Origin of the sequence: Rhizobium sp. P28RR-XV (assembly GCF_012641385.1) — a bacterium.
Classification (GTDB): domain Bacteria; phylum Pseudomonadota; class Alphaproteobacteria; order Rhizobiales; family Rhizobiaceae; genus Rhizobium.
This window is the reverse complement of the sequence record NZ_JABAIG010000002.1, coordinates 306,865-325,273: the sequence shown is the minus strand read 5'-3', so window position 1 is coordinate 325,273 and position 18,409 is coordinate 306,865. Positions and strand designations below refer to the sequence as shown.

Genomic DNA, 18,409 nt, shown 5'->3' with positions numbered 1-18,409 from the left:
CGCAAGGTCGAAGCACTGATGCATGATCGATGCGCGTTGCGACTTTGCGCCCAGCAGGCTTAGCGCCGGAGGATTATTTCGTCCTAAGGCCGCTTACGCTTTTCAACATCTTGCTCTCGCCAACTCAATGCTCGCCGAGGCTGTCTTCCGGCGATTTGCGGCGATGGCCGCTGATCTCGGAGCCGGCGGTGCGCGAGAAGCTGGCATTCCAGATCACCGCGAGCAGCGCAATGGTCGTCACGACGATGAAGGCGGCGGAGAAGTCGCTCATTTCGGCCTTTGCGTGTCCACGCAGTTGCGTCGAGCCGTGCAGGGCAAGGGCGGCGACGCAGATGCCAAGCGAGAGCATCAGCTGCTGGAAGGTCGAGTAGAAGCTGGTCGCAATGCTCATGCGGTCACGCTCGATCTCGTCATAGGCGATCGTGTTGTAGGCCGTGAACTGGAACGACATGAAGAAGCCGCAGAAGAACAGGATCACGAAGATGACGGGCAGCGGCCAATCCGGCTGGAAGATGGCGCACATGCCATAGCCGAGCGTGCCGATCAGGCCGAAGATAATGAGGGCCGTGCGGAAGCCCAGCGTCCGCAGAATGCGCACCTGCAGCGGCTTCATGGCCATGGAGCCGAGTGCGGTCGCAATGGCGATCTGGCCGGCCGCGGCAGCCGAAAGGCCAAAGCCGAGCTGCAGCATCAAGGGGATCAGGAAGGGATGGGCGCCCTGGCTGATGCGTGTCAGCGAGCCGGCGATAACAGAGGTGCGGAACGTCGGAACCTTCATCAAGGAGAAATCCATGATCGGCGAGGGGTGCTTGCGCGCATGGCGCAGATAGGCGATGCCGAACAGCAGACCGATAGAGATCAGGAAGACGGCTAGATAGCCTTCGCCCTCGCGGCTCGACATTTCGAAGCCGAAGAGCAGAGAGCCGAGCGAGATGCCCGACAGGATGAAGCCCGAGAGGTCGAAACGGCCGGTGCGCGGGCCTTTTACCTCCTCGATGAACATGGTCACCAGGATAAAGCCGACGACGCCGATCGGCACGTTGATGTAGAAGATCCAGCGCCAGTCGAGATAGGTGACGAACATGCCGCCGACCGGCGGCCCGAGAATGGGGCCGACGAGCGCCGGGATCAGCAGCCAGGACATGGCGTTGACCATATCCTTGCGAGCGACGCTGCGCATCAGCACGAGACGCCCCACAGGCAGCATCATCGCGCCACCGAGGCCCTGCAGCAATCGCGCGATCACGAGGAAGAACAGGTTCGGCGCCTGCGCGCAGAGAAGCGAGCCGACAACGAAAACCGCGATGGCGGATCGGAAGACGGTGCGCGAGCCGAAGCGGTCGGCGATCGCGCCGCTGGCGGGAATGAAGATCGCGAGGCTGAGAAGGTATGAGGTCAGCGAGATACTCATGGCCGGCGCGCTGACGCCGAAGTCTCTCGCCATGGTCGGAAGGGCAGTCGCGAGCACGGTCGCGTCAAGCTGTTCCATGAACATCGCGCTTGCTACGATAAGCGCTACTACACGAAAATTCGGTGCGGCCCGCCGGGTATGGGCGGCCTGGAATATCTGATCCGACATTGTCGGGGATCGCTCTCGATGGTGCGGTGGGGTCCGAAGACAGAACCGCAAGTCTGGTCACGGCTCGAAGGCCTATTTGAACGGCGGCTTGTATACTCCCGCTCGAGCGCGATTACCATATCAGAAATCGCAAATCCTATTGATCGGAATGGAAAAAATGACGCAGGCGAGCGGGGATGCAACATCGACGGTCGATCTCTGCGACCCGCTTCGCGAATTGGAAGGCTGGGAAGCAATTTCTGGAAAAGTGCGCAGCGGTTTTCCTGGAATTGCGAGACAACAAAGAGATAGAGATCCCGTGAAAAGTTGTACCGCTCTAAGCAATACAATTACATCTCAAATAAAATTCGATAAAGGAGTTATTCAATGATTTCCTTAAGACGGATGCGAGACAGCGAGTTTCCAGGTTATCTCGAATATTTTATTCCTGATTATGCATCCGAAATCGCCTCCAACTACCGGCTTTCCAATAGTGAGTCTCTTGCACAAGCGAAAAGGGAAATCGCATCTGATCTACCTGATGGCGTCAATACGATCGGGCATGTCTTGCTGTGCCTGGTCGATCCGACCGAAAGCCCTGAAAAGGCTATCGGGTATCTATGGTACAAGCAGGATTTGACGATGCGGCGCGGCATTTATCAGCGATTTTCACATCTTTCCTGCCTATCAAGGTCGCGGCTTCGGTAAGCAGGGCCTTAGACGTTCTCGAAAACGAGCTGAAACGCAATGGGTTTCAGCAAATAAAACTCCGAGTGGCCGACGACAACAAACGCGCTAGGCATGTTTATGAAGTCATGGGCTTTCGGGTAACCGGGATCAACATGAGCAAGCCACTCGTGTCGAAGTGAACCCTGAGGTGTCATTTCACCCTTACCGGAACCGACCCCAAGCAGGGCGTTGGTAGCGGTTGCTTCGCTCACAATTCGTTTTTTACGCAAGCGAGTGTGTTTTCTCTGCCGTCTTCCTGTCCAGGGTTGCGCGCAAAAATGCCGGTACCGCCGTGGCGGTACCGGCCTCGTTGTCGTTCCTAGGCGATGAGCAATCAATAGCCTTCGGCAAGCCCCGAGCCGGCGCGGCTGTCCATGGCGCCGTTATAGCGGGCGCCTCCGCCCTTGGCGATGTCACCGAGGCTCTTGCCGCCTACGAGGATGCCGGCCGCCTGGCCCCAGATTGGCCAGTCGTTGTCGACCTGAACCGTGTAGCCCATGCCGCTCAGAAGCTTGACCGTGTCAGGCGAAAGCGCATGAGGTTCGGTGTAGACCTTGTCGGGCAGCCATTGGTGATGGATGCGCGGCGCATCGATCGCTTCCTGAATATTCATGCCGAAATCGATGACGTTGATGATTGCTTCGAGCGTGATGGTGATGATGCGCGAGCCGCCGGGGCTGCCGATCACCATGAAGGGCTTGCCGTCCTTGGCGATGATCGTCGGGCTCATCGACGACAGCGGCGTCTTCTTCGGCTGGATGGCATTGGCTTCGCCCTGCACCAGCCCGTAAAGATTGGGCACGCCGGGCTTGGAAGTGAAGTCGTCCATCTCGTTGTTCAAAAGGATGCCCGTGCCGGGTGCGACGACGCCGGCGCCGAAGGAGCCGTTCAGCGTATAGGTGACGGCAACGGCGTTACCGTCGTTGTCGATGATCGAATAATGCGTGGTCTCGTGGCTTTCGCCCAGGCCCTTCGGCATCAGATCCTTGGAAACGCCGGCCTTGTACGGATCGATGCCGTCGCGGATCTTTTTGGCATAATCCTTGTCCAGCAGCTTGGTGACGGGATTGTCGACGAAATCGGGATCGCCGAGGGTTGAGTTGCGGTCGACATAGGCATGGCGCATGGCCTCGACCATGACATGCACGGTATCGGCCGAGCCGTAGCCGGTATAGGAGAGCGGATAGCCTTCCAGCACGTTGAGAATTTCGCAGATGATGACGCCGCCGGAAGAGGGCGGCGGAGACGAGATGATCTCGTAGCCGCGATAGTCGCACTTCACGGGGTCGAGTTCACGGACCTTGTATTGCTCGAAATCCTGGGCGGCGAGAATGCCGCCCTTGTCCTGGCTCGCCTTGACGATGGCGTTGGCGACCGGACCCTTGTAGAATCCATCAGGCCCTTGGTCCGAAATGCCGGAAAGGGCATTGGCGAGATCCGGCTGCGTCAGCTTGTCGCCCGTCGCGAAAGGCTTGCCGTCCGCCTTGGTGAAGATCGCCGCGGTGGCCGGATCGCGCGCGAGCCGATCCTTGCTCTCGTTGAGTTCGGCGGCATCGGCCTGGTTCAGCGCGAAACCTTCCCTGGCGTAGCGGATGGCCGGCGCCATCAGATCCTGGCGGGATTTCGTGCCGTATTTCTCGCGGGCGGTCTCGAAGCCCATGACCGAGCCCGGAACGCCGACAGCGAGATAACCGTTGGTGCTGGCCCCTTTGACGATATTGCCCTTGTCGTCGAGATACATGCCCTTGGTGGCCGCCAGCGGCGCCCTCTCGCGGAAATCGAGGAAGTCCGTCTTGCCGTCGCGCATGCGGATGGTCATGAAGCCGCCGCCGCCGATATTACCGGCGGTCGGATAGACCACCGCGAGCGTGTAGCCGACGGCAACGGCTGCGTCGACGGCATTGCCGCCATTTTTCAACACCTGCACGCCGACATCGGTGGCGAGATGCTGCGCCGTGACCACCATGCCATGTTCAGCCTCGACCGGAGGCGGCGCGGCGGCTCTGGCGGTGACGGAAAAGAGGGCGAACGTGACAAGGATCACCGAGGATATCGCCCGTTGGCGGAATTGGCGCATAATGATGCCTTTCGCTGTCGTATCTGTGGAAGATGGCCCGCAAGTGAAATGGAGCCTGACGAGGAAATGGCGATATCCGCTGTCACATTTTTTTAATGAAGCCATCATGCTCCACCTCTTTGATGCCAGCGCGGATTCAGATTTTAGGTCGAATAGACCTAAAATCATCCGGCGTTAGGCGGAAGCGATCCAAACTATGTTGTATTTGCACAACAACGGATAATTTCGTTCTTCCTTCCGCGTGGAAACCTGCTTCGCGCTTGCAATATTTCCTTTATTAGTTACGTCTACTTTAGTTAGGTAATCTATCGCGACCGAAGTATTGCGTGGAGGATGATGATGCCCGTCACGAAACTTGAGCAGTGGAAGAGCGAGCGCAAGATCAAGGCAAAGCCACTCGTCATTGCTGAAAAGATGCACATCGTTGAAATCGAATGCGCCCATTGCAGCAGGCACTTCTTCCGATGGTCATCGATGGCGACCGTCTACTGGCGCTGCGACGATTGCACCGCCATCGTCTGATCTGCATCTCCTCTCAACAGTTACACGATGAGGATAGCGCGGAAGTCGTTGACGTTCGTCCCGGTCGGCCCGGGTACGAAGAGATCGCCGATTGCGTTGAAAGCTGTCCAGGCATCGTTGTTCGCAAGCAAGTCGGCGGGAACCATTCCGGCTTCGCGCAGCCGCGCCACCGTGCTCGCGTCGGCGAAGGCGCCGGCATTATCTTCGCTGCCGTCTATGCCATCAGTATCGGCGGCCATGGCATGAATGCCGTCATGGCCGCCGATATCGATCGCCAGCGACAGCAGGAATTCGGAGTTTCGTCCGCCCTTGCCCTTGCCTTTCAGCGTCACCGTCGTCTCGCCGCCCGATAGCAGAACGATCGGCTTGGCGAAGGGGCGATTGCGGTGAAGCACCTCGCGGGCGATGGCGGCGTGGACATGCGCTGCCTCGCGGGCCTCACCCTCTATGGCGTCGGAGAGAATGGCGGTTTCGATGCCGGCGGCGCGCGCCACTTCGGCAGCTGCCTTCAGGGAGACGCCGGCGGAGGCGATGATATGGACTTCATGACCGGCAAAGCGCGGATCGCCCGGACGCGGCGCATCGGCATCGGCTTTCTCGATATGGGCGAGAACGGCCGGCGGCAGTTCGATGCGGTAGAGGCGGATGAGGTCGAGCGCTTCCGCGCGCGTGCCGGCACCCGGCACGGTCGGGCCGGAAGCGACCAGCGCCGGATCGTCGCCGGGAATGTCCGAGACCACGAGGGAGACGACCTTGGCTGGATGGGCGGCGGCGGCCAGCCGGCCGCCCTTGATGGTCGACAGGTGCTTGCGAATGACATTCATCGCCGAGATCGGCGCGCCGGAGGCCAGCAGCGCCTTGTTGACAGCGATCTCGTCGGCAAGGCTCAGCGAACCGGCCGGCGACGGCAGCAGCGCCGAGCCGCCGCCTGATATCAGCGCGATCACCAGATCGTCTTCCGTCAGGCCCTCGACAAGTTTCAGAAGCCGGCGGGAGGCGATGAGGCCCGCGTCATCCGGCACCGGGTGGGCCGCTTCGATGATCTCGATCTGGCGGCAAGGAGCGAAGAAGCCGTATCGCGTCACCACCAGGCCCTCCAGCGGGCCATCCCAGCATTGTTCCAGCGCGGCGGCCATCTGCGCCGAACCCTTGCCGGCGCCGATGACGATCGTCCGGCCCTTGGGCTTGGCCGGCAGATGCGCGCGAATGCCGGTCAGCGGATCAGCGGCGCGAACGGCGGCATCGAACAGCGAGGTCAGGAAGGCGCGGGGGTCGGTAACGGTCATGTCAATCTGCCTGTCTTGCGATGAGCTTGTAACCATTTGGTGGCTTAACTGGCTGGGAGACGCAAGGGGCGGGAACTGCAATTGTGTCCTGCGCGATGAATTCCTATGTAGAGGGAAAGGGTTTCACGCTTTTATTTCAAGGATTTTCGACATGGCCGAACTGAAAGTGAAGACGAGGCAGACCGGCGCCACCGCCACCGTCGGCCGCACCGGCCTTCCGCATGTGACCTCGGTGACGGGCGGCGAGATCGACATCGTTACCTCGCCGTCGCAGCCTGGTTTCAACCCGCTCGATCTGCTCTATTCATCACTCTCGGCCTGCCTGGTCCTCAGCGCCCGCATGGCGGCAAGCAGCCTCGGCGTGCTCGACAAGCTGACCGAAGTGACCGCCGTCGTAACCGGCGAAAAAGCCACCGAAGGCCTTTCCCGCGTCGAGAAATTCAACATTGCCTTCACCATCAAGGGCGATTTCGGCGATGAGGTCCGTAACGCGATCGCGCACGCCGCCGAAGATGAAATCTGCACCGTGAGCAATACGATCCGCGGCAATCCTCAGTTTTCGACTGTCATTTCGGGGTGAGGTTGGGAGCAGGTGGCGAAGGCCCCTCATCCGCCCTGTCGGGCACCTTCTCCCCGTTTTGACGGGGCGAAGGGGACAGCCGTGCCATCGCCGTCCCTCCCTTAGCACTGAGTTAAGCGAGGATACGCTGATCGTCCCCTCTCCCCGCGTGCGGGGAGAGGGTTAGGGTGAGGGGCCTTTCTCTTGCCTCGCCGGCAGCTCGAACCCTTCAAGATAAGGTCCAAGCTCCGGGTCGATATCGACCTTCACGGCATTGTTGTAGATCGCCGTTGCGATCATGATGCCGGCGAAGGCGACGAGGTTGGCGAGCGTCGGCTCGTCATAGCGGGCTTTTAGCCGCGCCCAGACGTCTTCAGGAATCGCGTTGGAATCCCTGACGATCGCCCTGCCGAACTCGATCAGCAACGCTTCGTCCTTGCTCGGCACGATCGTTTCCGGCGTCAGGCCGGCATTGATCAGCGCGCGCCGGAAGAAGCCGACCGGGATGATCGAGCGGCATTCGAGCGCGATGACATGGCAAAGCAGCCAGACGGCGCGGTCGTCCAGTGACGGACGCAGTTCTTCGCGCAGGGGAAACCATTCCGCATAGATGCGATGCGCCACCGGCGAATGCAGTAGCGTCCGCTTCATGTTCGTCATGCGGCCGCGCAGCTGCATCTCTCGATCATGCTCGGCACGTACGGCGTCTGAAGCGGTCTCGTAATCGATCGGCGTGATATGGCTCATTTCACTCTCTTTGCTGGACTCTCTTACCGCGCTGCCACAGGCGTTGCCTTGAAGAAACGGTTTTCCGGGCGCGGCAGGCCAAGGTGTTCGCGCAATGTCGTGCCTTCGTAGTCGCGGCGGAAGATGCCACGGCGGTGGAGCTCCGGAACAACGCGGGTCGTCACGTCAAGCAGTCCCTGCGGCAGGAAGGGGAAGACGACGTTGAAGCCATCCGAGCCTTCTTCATGCAGCCATTGCTCCATCTCGTCGGCGATGCTCTGCGGCGTGCCGACGAAGGCGAGGCCGGCATAGCCGCCGAGACGCTGGGCAAGCTGGCGCACGGTCAGCTTTTCCGCTTCGGCAAGCGCGATAACACGTTCGCGGCCACTCTTGCTGGCATTGGTCTCCGGAGTTGCCGGCAGCGGTCCGTCTGGATCGAAGCCGGAGGCATCGTGCCCAAGCGCGATCGATAGCGACGCAATCGCGCTGTCGTAATGGACGAGGCTATCAAGCTTGGCGCGTTTGGCCTTTGCCTCCTCGATTGTATCCCCGACGACGATGAATGCGGCGGGCAGGATTTTCAGGTGATCCGGGTTGCGGCCGATCTCTCTCATCCGTCCCTTGATATCGGCGAAGATCGCCTTGCCGTCGGCAAGATTGCGTGGGGCAGCGAAGACCGCTTCCGCCGTCTCGGCGGCGAGCTGGCGGCCGACATCGGATTGACCCGCCTGGACGATGACAGGCCAGCCCTGCGGCGGGCGGGCGATGTTAAGGGGACCGCGGACACTGAGCTCTTCGCCCTTATGCCCAAGCACATGCATCCGTTCGGGATCGAAGAAGATGCCGCTTTCGGCGTCGTGGATGAAGGCGTCATCGGCGAAGCTGTCCCAGAGGCCGGTGACCACATCATAGAATTCGCGGGCGCGATGGTAGCGCTCGCCATGTTCCATATGCTCTTCGAGGCCAAAATTAAGGGCGGCATCGGGATTGGACGTGGTGACGATGTTCCAGCCGGCGCGGCCGCCGCTGATATGATCAAGAGAGGCGAAGCGGCGGGCGATATGATAGGGCAGGTCGAAGGTGGTGGAGGCGGTGGCGACGAGACCGATCCGCTCGGTGACGGCAGCGAGCGCCGAAAGCAGGGTGAAAGGCTCGAAAGAGGTGACCGTCTGGCTGCGCTTCAGGGCCTCGATCGGCATGTTGAGAACCGCGAGGTGATCCGCCATGAAGAAGGCATCGAATTTTGCCTTTTCCAGCTCCTGCGCGAAGCTCTTGATATGCTGGAAATTGAAATTGGCATCCGGATAAGAACCGGGATAGCGCCAGGCTCCGGTATGCAGGCTGACGGGGCGCATGAAGGCGCCAAGCTTCAATTGCTTCTGTTCGGTCATTGGCTCTCTCTCGGGCTCTCTCTCGAAAATCGCCAGGCTGTCATGAGGTCGCGACAGTACCGTCAGCGAGGTAATGCACTACGACGTAGGCGTGCCTGCCGCGCATTCAAAGAGCCGATTTCATTTATTTGATCGCTTTCGCGGAATATTCATCCGGCCGGGCTTTCAGCCACGTTCTGTCCGGCAAAAACCTTCACAAGCCAATCTATGAAGACGCGGACCCGCGGCGAAAGCTGGCGGCTGCGCGGATAGAGCATCGAGACGGGCGTTCGAGTCGGTGGATAGTCCTCAAGGACATGCAGCAGCTCGCCCGATCGTAAGGCTTCCTCTGCGTGGTAGCGCGGGACCTGGATCAGGCCGAGGCCGAGTTTGGCCGCCGCGAAGTAACTCTCAGCCGCATTGACCGAGATGGTGGCCGGCAGGGTAATTTCGCGCACGGCGCCATCGATCTGGAATTCCAGTGGCAGCAGCCCGCCCGTCGCGGAGGAGCGGAAGCCGACCATGCGGTGACCGTCGAGCCTGTCCGGATGGGCCGGCATGCCGAAACGTTCGACATAGGTGGGTGCCGCAAGCGTCACCTCTTCGAGCATCGCGACGCGGCGGCCGATCATATCGCTATCCTGCAGCGTGCCGACGCGCAGCACGCAGTCGATCCCTTCACGGATCAAATCGACGAACCGGTCGCCTTCGGTGATCTGCAGTTCGATATCGGGATAGGTTTCGAGGAAGGAAAGCAGGTTCGGCAGGACGAAGTGCCGCGCAAGCGTGCCGTGCACATCAACTCGTAGCACGCCCTTCGGCTTGGCACCGGCAAAGGCGCCTTCCGCATCCTCGATATCGGAGAGGATGCGCAGGCAGCGCTGGTAATAGGCTTCTCCGTCGAGCGTCGGGCTCACATGCCGCGTCGTGCGCCGCAGCAAGCGCACGCCGAGCCGCGCCTCAAGCTGCTTGACCGCATCGGTCACCGTCGAGCGGGGCAGGCCGGTGTCCTCGGCCGCCAATGTGAAACTGCGTCGTTCCACGACCCGGCAAAACACCCGCATGGCATCGAATCTGTCCATCTATTTGTTCGCCAATTTCGGATAGTGATGCCGATTAATGGCTGATTATCCGCCCGATGAAAAGGGACATCTTCTCCTCATCGAAACGCGCTACGGCGCAGAGCAACGAAAGGATGAGGAAAATGAGCAGCAATTCCAACAAGGTAGCAATCGTTACCGGCGCATCCCGCGGCATCGGCGCCGCGATCGCCGAGCGTCTGGCCGAAGACGGCCTCACTGTTGTCATCAACTATTCCGGCAGCGAAGCCGCCGCCGAGGAACTCGCTCGCAAGATCGAGGAAAAGGGCGGCAAGGCGCTGACCGCGAAAGCCGATGTCTCTGATGTGGATGCAGTGCGCCGCATGTTCGATGCGGCCGAGGCAGCCTTCGGCGGTGTCGATGTCCTCGTCAACAATGCCGGCATCATGCAGCTCGCCAAGATTACCGATGCCGACGACGCGCATTTCGACCGCCATATCGCCATCAATCTCAAGGGCACGTTCAATGCGCTGCGCGAAGCCGGCAAGCGCCTGCGTGACGGCGGCCGCATCGTCAACTTCTCGACCAGCATCGTCGGCCTCAAGCTCGAAACCTATGGCGTCTATGCCGCGACGAAGGCAGCGGTCGAGCTTATGACCGGCATCATGGCGAAGGAGATGCGCGGTCGCTCGATCACGGTCAATGCGGTTGCTCCCGGCCCGACGTCCACAGATCTCTTCCTGAACGGCAAGAGCGACGAACTCATCGACCGCATGGCCAGGATGAACCCGCTGGAACGGCTCGGCACACCGCAGGATATTGCCGCTGCCGTTTCCTTCCTTGTCGGCCCGGACGGCGGCTGGATCAACGGCCAGACGCTGCGCGCCAATGGCGGCATGATCTGAGCCAATGAGGCGCAGGGTAGTGCCTGTCGCCGACCCCCCAGCCCATCGATCGTCAACAACGGCCGATCCAGCAAAGGAACAGGATCATGAGCAAGCAAGTCATCGTTATTACCGGTGCATCGAGCGGCTTCGGCGCTCTGACGGCACGCGCTCTCGCCGAGGCAGGCCACACGGTCTATGCCGGCATCCGCGAAACCAAGGGGCGCAACGCGGTGCAGGTTGCCGCAGCGGCGGCATTTGCCGAGGAAAACGGCGTCGATCTCAGAACCGTCGAACTCGATGTCGCATCGGATGCTTCCGTAGAAGCCGGCATTGCCGCTGTTATCGCTGAGCAGGGTCGCATCGATACCGTCATCCATAATGCGGGTCACATGTCCTTCGGCCCGGCCGAGGCCTTCACGCCCGAGCAGTTCGCCGAGTTATACGATATCAACGTACTCAGCACCCAGCGCGTCAATCGCGCCGTCCTGCCACACATGCGCAAGGAAGGCGAGGGGCTAGTCGTCTGGGTCTCCTCGTCCAGCACGCGCGGCGGCACGCCGCCCTATCTGTCGCCTTACTTCGCAGCCAAGGCCGCCATGGACTCGCTTGCCGTTTCCTATGCTTCGGAGCTGGCGCGCTGGGGCATCGAAACCGCGATCATCGTGCCCGGCGCCTTCACGAAAGGCACGAACCACTTCGCCCATTCCGGCTCCCCGGCCGACAAGGCCCGTGCCGCTGAATATGACAACGGCCCTTATGCCGGCGTTCCCGATCAGGCGCTGAAGGGGCTTGCCTCGCTGGAGCCGGCGGATGCCGATGCCGCCTCGGTCGCGACCACGATCGTCGAAGTCGTCGACATGCCGTTTGGCACGCGCCCCTTCCGTACCCATATAGATCCTTCCGAGGATGGTGCTGAGATCGTCAATGGTGTTGCCGACCGGGTTCGCGCGGAACTCTTCCGGCGGATCGGGCTGGAGGATTTGCTGAAGCCCCATATCCAGGGTTGAAGCTTCGCCGTCACCTTCCAGCGTGTCAAATCGCCGCTTCTGTGCCACAGGAGCGGCGATGACTTACGTTCGTCGAGACTATTTGTGCAGTACGGCATTCCAAGTGTACACGTTTCGTACTAAAGCGAATCCTTCAGAGGGTCGGGAGATATCCATGGACGCGAAGGACATTGGCGAAATTGCCAGCTGGCTCATGCAGGCCGGTCTCAAGGGGATGACTGAAGTCGATATCCTCTCGGGTTTCTGCGAGCAGTGCCGTCTGCATGGCCTGAACCTTGATCGGGCCATGGCGCTGATGGATACGCTGCATCCGGTCTATGAAGGGCGTGCCTTCCGCTGGGATGGCAATCAGGTGATCGAACGTGAGTTCGAATACGGCCCGACACATCAGGGGATCGCCTCCGAAAACTGGCAGCGTTCCGCCTTCTATCACATGTTGACGACCGGTGAGGACGAAGTGCGCCGACGGATCGGCTTTGGCGAACCGACGGATTTCTACGGGCTCGATACGCTGTTGGCAGATGGCCACACCGACTATATCGCGATGGTGCACCGCTTCGAAGAGGGCGGCACGATCGGCGAGATGGATTGCTTCTATTCCAACTTCGCCACGGCTGCGGAAATGGGCTTTCCGGACGAAGATCTGCGCGTGCTGCGCAAGCTGACGCCGGCCCTGGCGCTGGCGATCAAGTGCACGGGCATGAGCCGCATCGCCCGTACCATTGCCGAGGTCTATCTCGGCGAAGATGCGGCCCGGCATGTCCTTGAGGGCAAGATCACGCGCGGCAAGACGGAGCGGATTTCGGCGGCGCTCTGGTTTTCCGATCTCGCCAACTACACGCGCATCTCGGATACAGCCGAGCCGGATGAAATCATCCCGATGCTGAATGCTTACGCCGATGCGGTCATTTCCTCGATCCATGAAGCTGGCGGCAATGTGCTGAAGCTGATCGGTGACGGCACGCTGGCGATTTTCAAGGCCAGGAATTCCGCCGACGCTTGCGCCGCCGCGCTGATGGCGGAATCGCTACTGCGCCAGCGGCTGCGCGACCTCAACTCGCAGCGGCAGATCGAGGGCCGGCCCGTGACGGAGGTCTATCTCGGCCTGCACATCGGCGACGTCTTCTACGGCAATATCGGCAGCATGGACCGGCTTGATTTCACCGTCATCGGCCCGGCCGTCAATGAAGTCAGCCGCATCGCCTCGATGTGCCGATCGGCCGACCGCAACATCCTGATGTCGGCAAATTTCGTTGAGGCGCTGTCGGGCCAGGAGAGCAACGATCTCGTTTCCGTCGGCCGCTATGCGCTGCGCGGTGTCAAGCGGCCGCAGGAACTGTTCACGCTGCTGTCTTCGGCCGCCTGACCGTCCACCGGAAGCGCTCTCAGCGGCGATCGGCGGCAAACATCGGGCCACCCTTGCTGGCGGGAAAGCCGTAGCCGTTGATCATGACGAGGTCGATATCGCTTGCGCGCGCGGCGATGCCTTCCGAGAGCAGCAGTTCGCCTTCGTCGGCCATGGCTTTCAGGAGCCGGGCGGCGATCTCGTCCGCCGTGAAGTGTTTCGGCACGATGTCTTTCTCCGCGCGCGCGGCTTCGATCATGGCTGTTACCTCGGGATCGACAGTCCGTTTGCCGTCGGGATAGGCATACCAGCCACGCCCGGTCTTCTGGCCGAAGCGTCCGGCTTCGCAGAGCCGGTCGGCGATGACGACGTAACGCTCCGCCGGATCACGGATTGCCGCTTGCCGCTTGCGGCGTGCCCAGGCAATTTCCAGTCCCGCCATGTCAAAGACGGCAAATGGCCCCATCGGGAAGCCGTAGGCTTCCAGAGCCGTATCGATCTCCTGCGGCGAGGCGCCATCCTCCACCATGTATTCCGCTTCGCGGCGATAGGCGGAAAAGACGCGATTGCCGATGAAGCCTTCGGTGACGCCTGAGATGATAGGCAGCTTACCCAGCCGTTTTGCGAGGGCAAGGGCTGTCGCCAGCACGTCGGGCGCCGTCTCCTTGCAGTTCACCACTTCCAGCAGTCGCATAATATTGGCCGGCGAGAAGAAATGCAGCCCGACGACACGCTCCGGCAGCTCTGTGGCAGCGGCAATGGCTTCGGGATCGAGATAGCTCGTATTGGTTGCGAGAATCGTATCGGCGCGGACGATGCCGTCAAGGCGTTGGAACAGCTCGGTCTTGACGGCGAGATCATCGAAGACGGCTTCGATGACGATATCGGCCTGCACTAGCTGCTGCGTATCGGCGGTGACCGTCAACCGGCCGAGACGGTCCTCTCGGCCGGCCGTATCGAGGCGTCCGGTTTGCACTGCCTTGTCGAGCAGCTCGGCGATCCGTTCGCGGCCCTTTTCGGCTGCCGCGGCATTCTGCTCGATGCCGATGACGCGATAGCCGCCGTTGAGTGCGGAGACGGCGATACCCGACCCCATCAGGCCGGTGCCGACGATGCCGACGGTTTCGATCTTGCGTGGAGCGACGGTCTCAAGCCCCGCGACCTTGCCGGCGGCACGTTCGGCGAAAAAGACATGGCGCAAGGCGGCGGCCTCGTCGCTGTCACGGAGTTCGACGAATGTGCGGCGCTCTTCGGCAAGCCCTTCCGAAAGGGGGGCGGTAGCCGCCAAGCGTACGAGGCGGACAGCTTCGGCGGGTGCACGCTGGCCGCGGGCCTTGCTTAATGCGTCCGCCGCTGCTTTGGCGATTGTTTCCGAGGCCTCCGAAGGAACCGCCAGCAATCCCGTGCGGCGCATGGGGGCGGTGACGGTGGTTCTGGCCTCGGCGATCAGCTCGCCGTTGGGTATGTCATCGACGATGCCGAGCTTGAGCGCTTCGGCGGCGGAGACGACGCGGCCGTTGGCGATCATGTCGATGGCGGCGGCGATGCCGATGAGCCGCGGCAGGCGCTGCGTGCCGCCGGCACCGGGCACGATGCCAAGCTTGACTTCCGGCAGGCCCAGCTTCGCAGCCGGCGCGGCAAGGCGGCGATGGCAGGCAAGCGCCACTTCCAGGCCGCCGCCGAGGGCTGCACCATTGATCGCTGCGATAACGCGCTTCGGAAAGGCTTCGATACGAGTGATGATATCGGGCAGCAATGGCTCGACCGATGGCTTGCCGAATTCCTTGATGTCGGCGCCACCGATGAAGGTGCTGCCCGCGCCAGTGAGAACGACGCTGGTGACCGCGCCGTCTTTCTCGGCGTGATCAAGCACCGCCATCAGACCGGCCCTGACATCGGCGGAAAGAGTGTTGACGGGCGCATTGTCTATGGTGACAACGAGGATCCCGTCGGTCAATTCCGCCGAGATGGTATCCGAAAAGCGCAATGCCGACATGATCTTATCAGCCTTCCGATATTATTCCGGGATGACGGCGGTTGCCTGGATTTCGATCTTGGCGCGATCCTCGACGAGGGCGACGACCTGTACGGCGGCCATGGCCGGGAAGTGCCGGCCGATAATCTCGCGATAGGCCTGGCCGAGACCCTTCAGATTGCCGAGATATTCCTGCTTGTCGGTGAAATACCAGGTCATCGAGGTGATATGCTTCGGTTCAGCACCGCCTTCGGCCAGGATGGCAACGACATTCTTCAATGTCTGGCGCACCTGCTCCACGAAATCATCGCTTTCGAATTGGCAGGCGGCATTCCAGCCGACCTGGCCGCCGACGAACACCATGCGGCCCGTCGCCGCCATGCCATTGGCATAGCCGATCGGCTTGGCCCAGCCTTCAGGTTGCAGGATGGTGTGCATCGGTCGTCTCCAGATGAGAGGTCAGCACGGCGCGGATATCATCCGGCCATGCAATGGATTTATTGTTGTCGAGGGAGGTGGCGACGACGCGATGCGTAGCCGTCCACAACACATGGCCATTCGCCGAGACCTGATGTTCCAGGTCGAGCGAGGAGCGACCGATGCCGCGCACCGTCAGCACGAATTCGAGTTCGTCACCCTGCAAGCCCGGCTTCATGAAGGTCAGATCGAGCCGCACGGTGGGGACACCGATGCCGCGGTCGTCGATCAGCTTTCGCCAGGAAAAACCAATCGAAGCGAAATAGTCTTCCAGCACCCCGACGAGGATGTTCAGGTAGGAGGGGAAATAGGCGATCCCGGAGGGATCGCAATCTCCGAAACGCAGGGGTCTGGTGGTTTTGAACGCCAAGGCGGGCCTCAGTTCGAAAAGGCGGCGATGCCGGTGATGGCACGGCCGAGGATGAGGGCGTGGATATCGTGCGTGCCCTCATAGGTGTTGACCACTTCGAGGTTGACGAGATGACGCGCGATGCCGAACTCATCGGAAATACCATTGCCACCGAGCATGTCGCGCGCCGCGCGGGCGATATCCAGCGCCTTGCCGCAGCTATTGCGCTTGAGGATGGAGGTGAGTTCGACAGGCGGATGGCCTTCTTCCTTCATGCGGCCGAGACGCAGGCAGCCCTGCAGGCCGAGCGTGATCTCGGTCACCATATCGGCAAGCTTCTTCTGGATGAGTTGGTTGGCGGCAAGGGGACGGCCGAACTGCTTGCGGTCGAGCACATATTGGCGTGCCCTGGCATAGCAATCCTCGGCGGCACCAAGCGCACCCCAGGCGATGCCGAAGCGCGCCGAGTTGAGGCAGGTGAAGGGGCCTTTGAGGCCGGAGACGTTCGGCATCAGGTTTTCTTCGGGCACGAAGACATTGTCCATCACGACTTCGCCGGTGATCGACGCGCGAAGTCCGACCTTGCCGTGGATCGCGGGCGCCGACAGGCCTTTCCAGCCCTTTTCGAGAATGAAGCCACGGATGAGGCCATCCTCGGTCTTTGCCCAGACGACGAAGACATCGGCGATCGGTGCGTTCGAGATCCAGGTCTTGGCGCCCGTCAGGCTGTAGCCGCCGTCGACCTTCTTCGCCCGCGTGACCATCGAGCCGGGATCGGAGCCGTGGTTCGGTTCGGTGAGGCCAAAGCAGCCGATCCATTCGCCCGTCGCGAGCTTCGGCAGATATTTCTGCTTCTGCGCGTCCGAGCCGAAGGTCTCGATCGGTACCATGACAAGCGAGGACTGAACGCTCATCATCGAGCGATAGCCGCTGTCGACGCGTTCGACTTCGCGGGCGATCAGGCCGTAGGCGACATAGCTGAGGCCGGCGCCGCCGTATTCCGGAGAAATCGTCGGGCCGAGAAGGCCGAGCTCGCCCATTTCGCGGAAGATCGCCGGATCGGTCTTTTCGTGGCGGAAGGCTTCGAGGACGCGGGGGCTGAGCTTTTCCTGCGCGTAGGAATGCGCGGTATCCAGCACCATGCGTTCGTCGTCGCTCAGTTGCTCGGGCAGCCGGAACGGGTCGGCCCAGTCGAAAATCTCGCGGCTCATGCTCTCAATCTCCCATTAGAGCGGTTCAGTGTTTCCAGTTAGCACTGAACCGCTCAATCTCTTTGTTCACGCAATTCCAGGAAAACCGCTTCGCACTTTTCCTGGAATTGCTCTAGGCCTTCAAAAGTTCGCGCGCGACGATGAGTTTCTGAACCTCCGTCGCACCTTCATAGATGCGAAGCGCGCGGATCTCCCGATAGAGTTTTTCCGTTATCTCGCCTGATTTCACGCCGCGTCCGCCAAAGAGCTGGACGGCGCGGTCGATGACGCTCTGCGCGGTTTCCGTCGCCGTCATCTTGGCCATGGCCGCCTCGCGTGTCGTCGGCAAGCGCTGCACGTCGCGACGCCAGGCTGCCCGATAGGTGAGCAATGCCGCCGCGTCGATGCCGGTCGCCATATCGCCGAGGGCGGCCTGCGTCAACTGAAGGTCGGCGAGTGCCGCGCCGAACATCGGCCGCGTGCGGACATGCGCTAACGACTCGTCCAGCGCGCGGCGGGCAAAGCCGAGGCCGGCAGCGGCGACCGAAGCGCGGAAGATATCGAGCGTGCGCATGGCGATCTTGAAGCCTTCGCCGGGTGTGCCGAGACGGCGCGATGCGGGGATGCGGCAATTGTCGAAGCGGATCGTCGCCAGCGGATGCGGCGCAATCACCTCGATGCGTTCGGCAATCGAGAAGCCGGGATCGTCGGCGTAGACGACGAAGGCGGAAATGCCGCGGGTTCCCGGCGCTTCGCCGGTGCGGGCGAAGACGGTGTAGACATCGGCGATGCCGCCATTGGAAATCCAAGTCTTCTCGCCATCGAGAACATAGTGATCGCCGTCGAGACGAGCAGCGCAGCTCATCGCGGCCACATCGGAGCCGGCATACTTCTCCGACAGCGCGAAGGCGGCGAGCCAATCGCCGGAGCGCACCTTGGGCAAAACGGCCGAGCGCAATTCCGGCGAGCCGGAGAGGCCGATCGCGCCGGTGCCGAGGCCCTGCATGGCAAAGGCGAAATCGGCAAGGCCGTCATGCCAGGCTAGCGTTTCGCGGGCGAGGCAGACCATACGGGAATCGATCAGCGGTTCGCTGTCGGACGAGCCTGTAGCGGCGGTCAGGAGTCCGGCTTCGCCCAGTGCCTTGACCAGCTTCCGGCATGCGCCATCGACATCGGCATGATCGATCGACGCCATAACGCCGGACTTTGCGAAGGCATCGACCTCGGCTGTGAAGCGGTGATGGCGCTCCCCGAAGAAGGGCCAGTCCAGATGATCGCGTGTCGGGCCGGGGAGGCTGCTTGCCTTGGACAT

The 18,409-nt window shown here is 61.4% G+C and carries 19 protein-coding genes; 8 read left to right on the top strand and 11 right to left on the bottom strand.

Going from position 1 to position 18,409, the window contains the following annotated elements:
- Positions 1-124 precede the first annotated feature (124 nt).
- The gene (locus HGP12_RS05170) at positions 125-1,579 is read right to left on the bottom strand and encodes an MFS transporter (RefSeq protein ID WP_168838292.1); all 1,455 of its coding nucleotides are present in this window, start codon (positions 1,577-1,579) and stop codon (positions 125-127) included.
- Between the two features lie 157 nt (positions 1,580-1,736).
- Here HGP12_RS05170 and HGP12_RS05165 point away from each other — a divergent pair, with 157 nt between their 5' ends.
- From HGP12_RS05165 to HGP12_RS34735, 3 genes are read left to right on the top strand one after another with little or no spacing between them, the layout of a single operon-like run.
- Positions 1,737-1,949 (top strand): hypothetical protein, encoded by a 213-nt coding sequence (locus HGP12_RS05165; RefSeq protein ID WP_168838293.1) that lies wholly within the window; start codon positions 1,737-1,739, stop codon positions 1,947-1,949.
- Complete coding sequence (locus HGP12_RS05160) at positions 1,946-2,266, top strand: hypothetical protein (protein WP_246703250.1); 321 nt, start codon at positions 1,946-1,948, stop codon at positions 2,264-2,266. The genes HGP12_RS05165 and HGP12_RS05160 overlap by 4 nt, the downstream gene beginning before the upstream one ends.
- Entirely contained in the window at positions 2,179-2,427 is a 249-nt protein-coding gene (locus tag HGP12_RS34735; protein WP_409526801.1) for a GNAT family N-acetyltransferase, read from the top strand. Before HGP12_RS05160 ends, HGP12_RS34735 begins: the two co-directional genes overlap by 88 nt.
- A gap of 194 nt (positions 2,428-2,621) precedes the next feature.
- Here HGP12_RS34735 and ggt read toward each other — a convergent pair whose 3' ends face one another.
- A complete protein-coding gene (gene ggt / locus HGP12_RS05155; protein ID WP_168838294.1) occupies positions 2,622-4,364 on the bottom strand; it encodes a gamma-glutamyltransferase in 1,743 nt (580 codons plus the stop codon).
- A gap of 339 nt (positions 4,365-4,703) precedes the next feature.
- On the opposite strand from ggt, the gene HGP12_RS05150 reads away from it, so the two are divergent.
- A complete protein-coding gene (locus HGP12_RS05150; RefSeq protein ID WP_168838295.1) occupies positions 4,704-4,886 on the top strand; it encodes a hypothetical protein in 183 nt (60 codons plus the stop codon).
- 20 nt (positions 4,887-4,906) lie between these two features.
- On the opposite strand, the gene HGP12_RS05145 is transcribed toward HGP12_RS05150, so the two are convergent.
- Entirely contained in the window at positions 4,907-6,172 is a 1,266-nt protein-coding gene (locus HGP12_RS05145; protein ID WP_168838296.1) for a glycerate kinase, read from the bottom strand.
- A gap of 151 nt (positions 6,173-6,323) precedes the next feature.
- Here HGP12_RS05145 and HGP12_RS05140 point away from each other — a divergent pair, with 151 nt between their 5' ends.
- Positions 6,324-6,752 carry an OsmC family protein gene (locus tag HGP12_RS05140; RefSeq protein WP_168838297.1) on the top strand — a complete coding sequence of 143 codons (429 nt, stop codon included), beginning with the start codon at positions 6,324-6,326 and terminating at the stop codon, positions 6,750-6,752.
- Between the two features lie 162 nt (positions 6,753-6,914).
- Here the strand turns inward: HGP12_RS05140 and HGP12_RS05135 are convergent, their stop codons facing one another.
- The 3 genes from HGP12_RS05135 to HGP12_RS05125 all read right to left on the bottom strand — a co-directional run bounded on the left by HGP12_RS05135 (position 6,915) and on the right by HGP12_RS05125 (position 9,909).
- Positions 6,915-7,478, bottom strand: a complete 564-nt coding sequence (locus HGP12_RS05135; RefSeq protein ID WP_168838298.1) for a carboxymuconolactone decarboxylase family protein — start codon at positions 7,476-7,478, stop codon at positions 6,915-6,917.
- Between the two features lie 23 nt (positions 7,479-7,501).
- Entirely contained in the window at positions 7,502-8,848 is a 1,347-nt protein-coding gene (locus HGP12_RS05130) for an LLM class flavin-dependent oxidoreductase (protein WP_168838299.1), read from the bottom strand.
- Positions 8,849-8,997: 149 nt separating this feature from the next.
- Complete coding sequence (locus tag HGP12_RS05125) at positions 8,998-9,909, bottom strand: LysR family transcriptional regulator (RefSeq protein WP_168838300.1); 912 nt, start codon at positions 9,907-9,909, stop codon at positions 8,998-9,000.
- A gap of 122 nt (positions 9,910-10,031) precedes the next feature.
- Between HGP12_RS05125 and HGP12_RS05120 the strand changes: the two genes are divergently transcribed.
- From HGP12_RS05120 to HGP12_RS05110, 3 genes are all read left to right on the top strand, one after another.
- Positions 10,032-10,772 (top strand): SDR family oxidoreductase, encoded by a 741-nt coding sequence (locus tag HGP12_RS05120; RefSeq protein WP_168838301.1) that lies wholly within the window; start codon positions 10,032-10,034, stop codon positions 10,770-10,772.
- 86 nt (positions 10,773-10,858) lie between these two features.
- Entirely contained in the window at positions 10,859-11,761 is a 903-nt protein-coding gene (locus HGP12_RS05115; RefSeq protein ID WP_168838302.1) for an SDR family oxidoreductase, read from the top strand.
- 154 nt (positions 11,762-11,915) lie between these two features.
- On the top strand, positions 11,916-13,127 hold the full coding sequence (locus HGP12_RS05110) for an adenylate/guanylate cyclase domain-containing protein (RefSeq protein WP_168838303.1): 1,212 nt from the start codon (positions 11,916-11,918) through the stop codon (positions 13,125-13,127).
- Positions 13,128-13,146: 19 nt separating this feature from the next.
- Here HGP12_RS05110 and HGP12_RS05105 read toward each other — a convergent pair whose 3' ends face one another.
- The 5 genes from HGP12_RS05105 to HGP12_RS05085 form a co-directional block, all read right to left on the bottom strand.
- A complete protein-coding gene (locus tag HGP12_RS05105; RefSeq protein WP_168838304.1) occupies positions 13,147-15,102 on the bottom strand; it encodes a 3-hydroxyacyl-CoA dehydrogenase NAD-binding domain-containing protein in 1,956 nt (651 codons plus the stop codon).
- 21 nt (positions 15,103-15,123) lie between these two features.
- A complete protein-coding gene (locus HGP12_RS05100) occupies positions 15,124-15,519 on the bottom strand; it encodes a RidA family protein (protein WP_120664857.1) in 396 nt (131 codons plus the stop codon).
- Positions 15,497-15,928: a thioesterase family protein gene (locus HGP12_RS05095; RefSeq protein ID WP_168838305.1), complete on the bottom strand. Its 432-nt coding sequence runs from the start codon at positions 15,926-15,928 to the stop codon at positions 15,497-15,499. Before HGP12_RS05095 ends, HGP12_RS05100 begins: the two co-directional genes overlap by 23 nt.
- An 8-nt stretch (positions 15,929-15,936) precedes the next feature.
- Complete coding sequence (locus HGP12_RS05090; RefSeq protein ID WP_168838306.1) at positions 15,937-17,118, bottom strand: acyl-CoA dehydrogenase; 1,182 nt, start codon at positions 17,116-17,118, stop codon at positions 15,937-15,939.
- A 112-nt stretch (positions 17,119-17,230) separates the two neighbouring features.
- A complete protein-coding gene (locus HGP12_RS05085) occupies positions 17,231-18,409 on the bottom strand; it encodes an acyl-CoA dehydrogenase family protein (RefSeq protein ID WP_168838307.1) in 1,179 nt (392 codons plus the stop codon).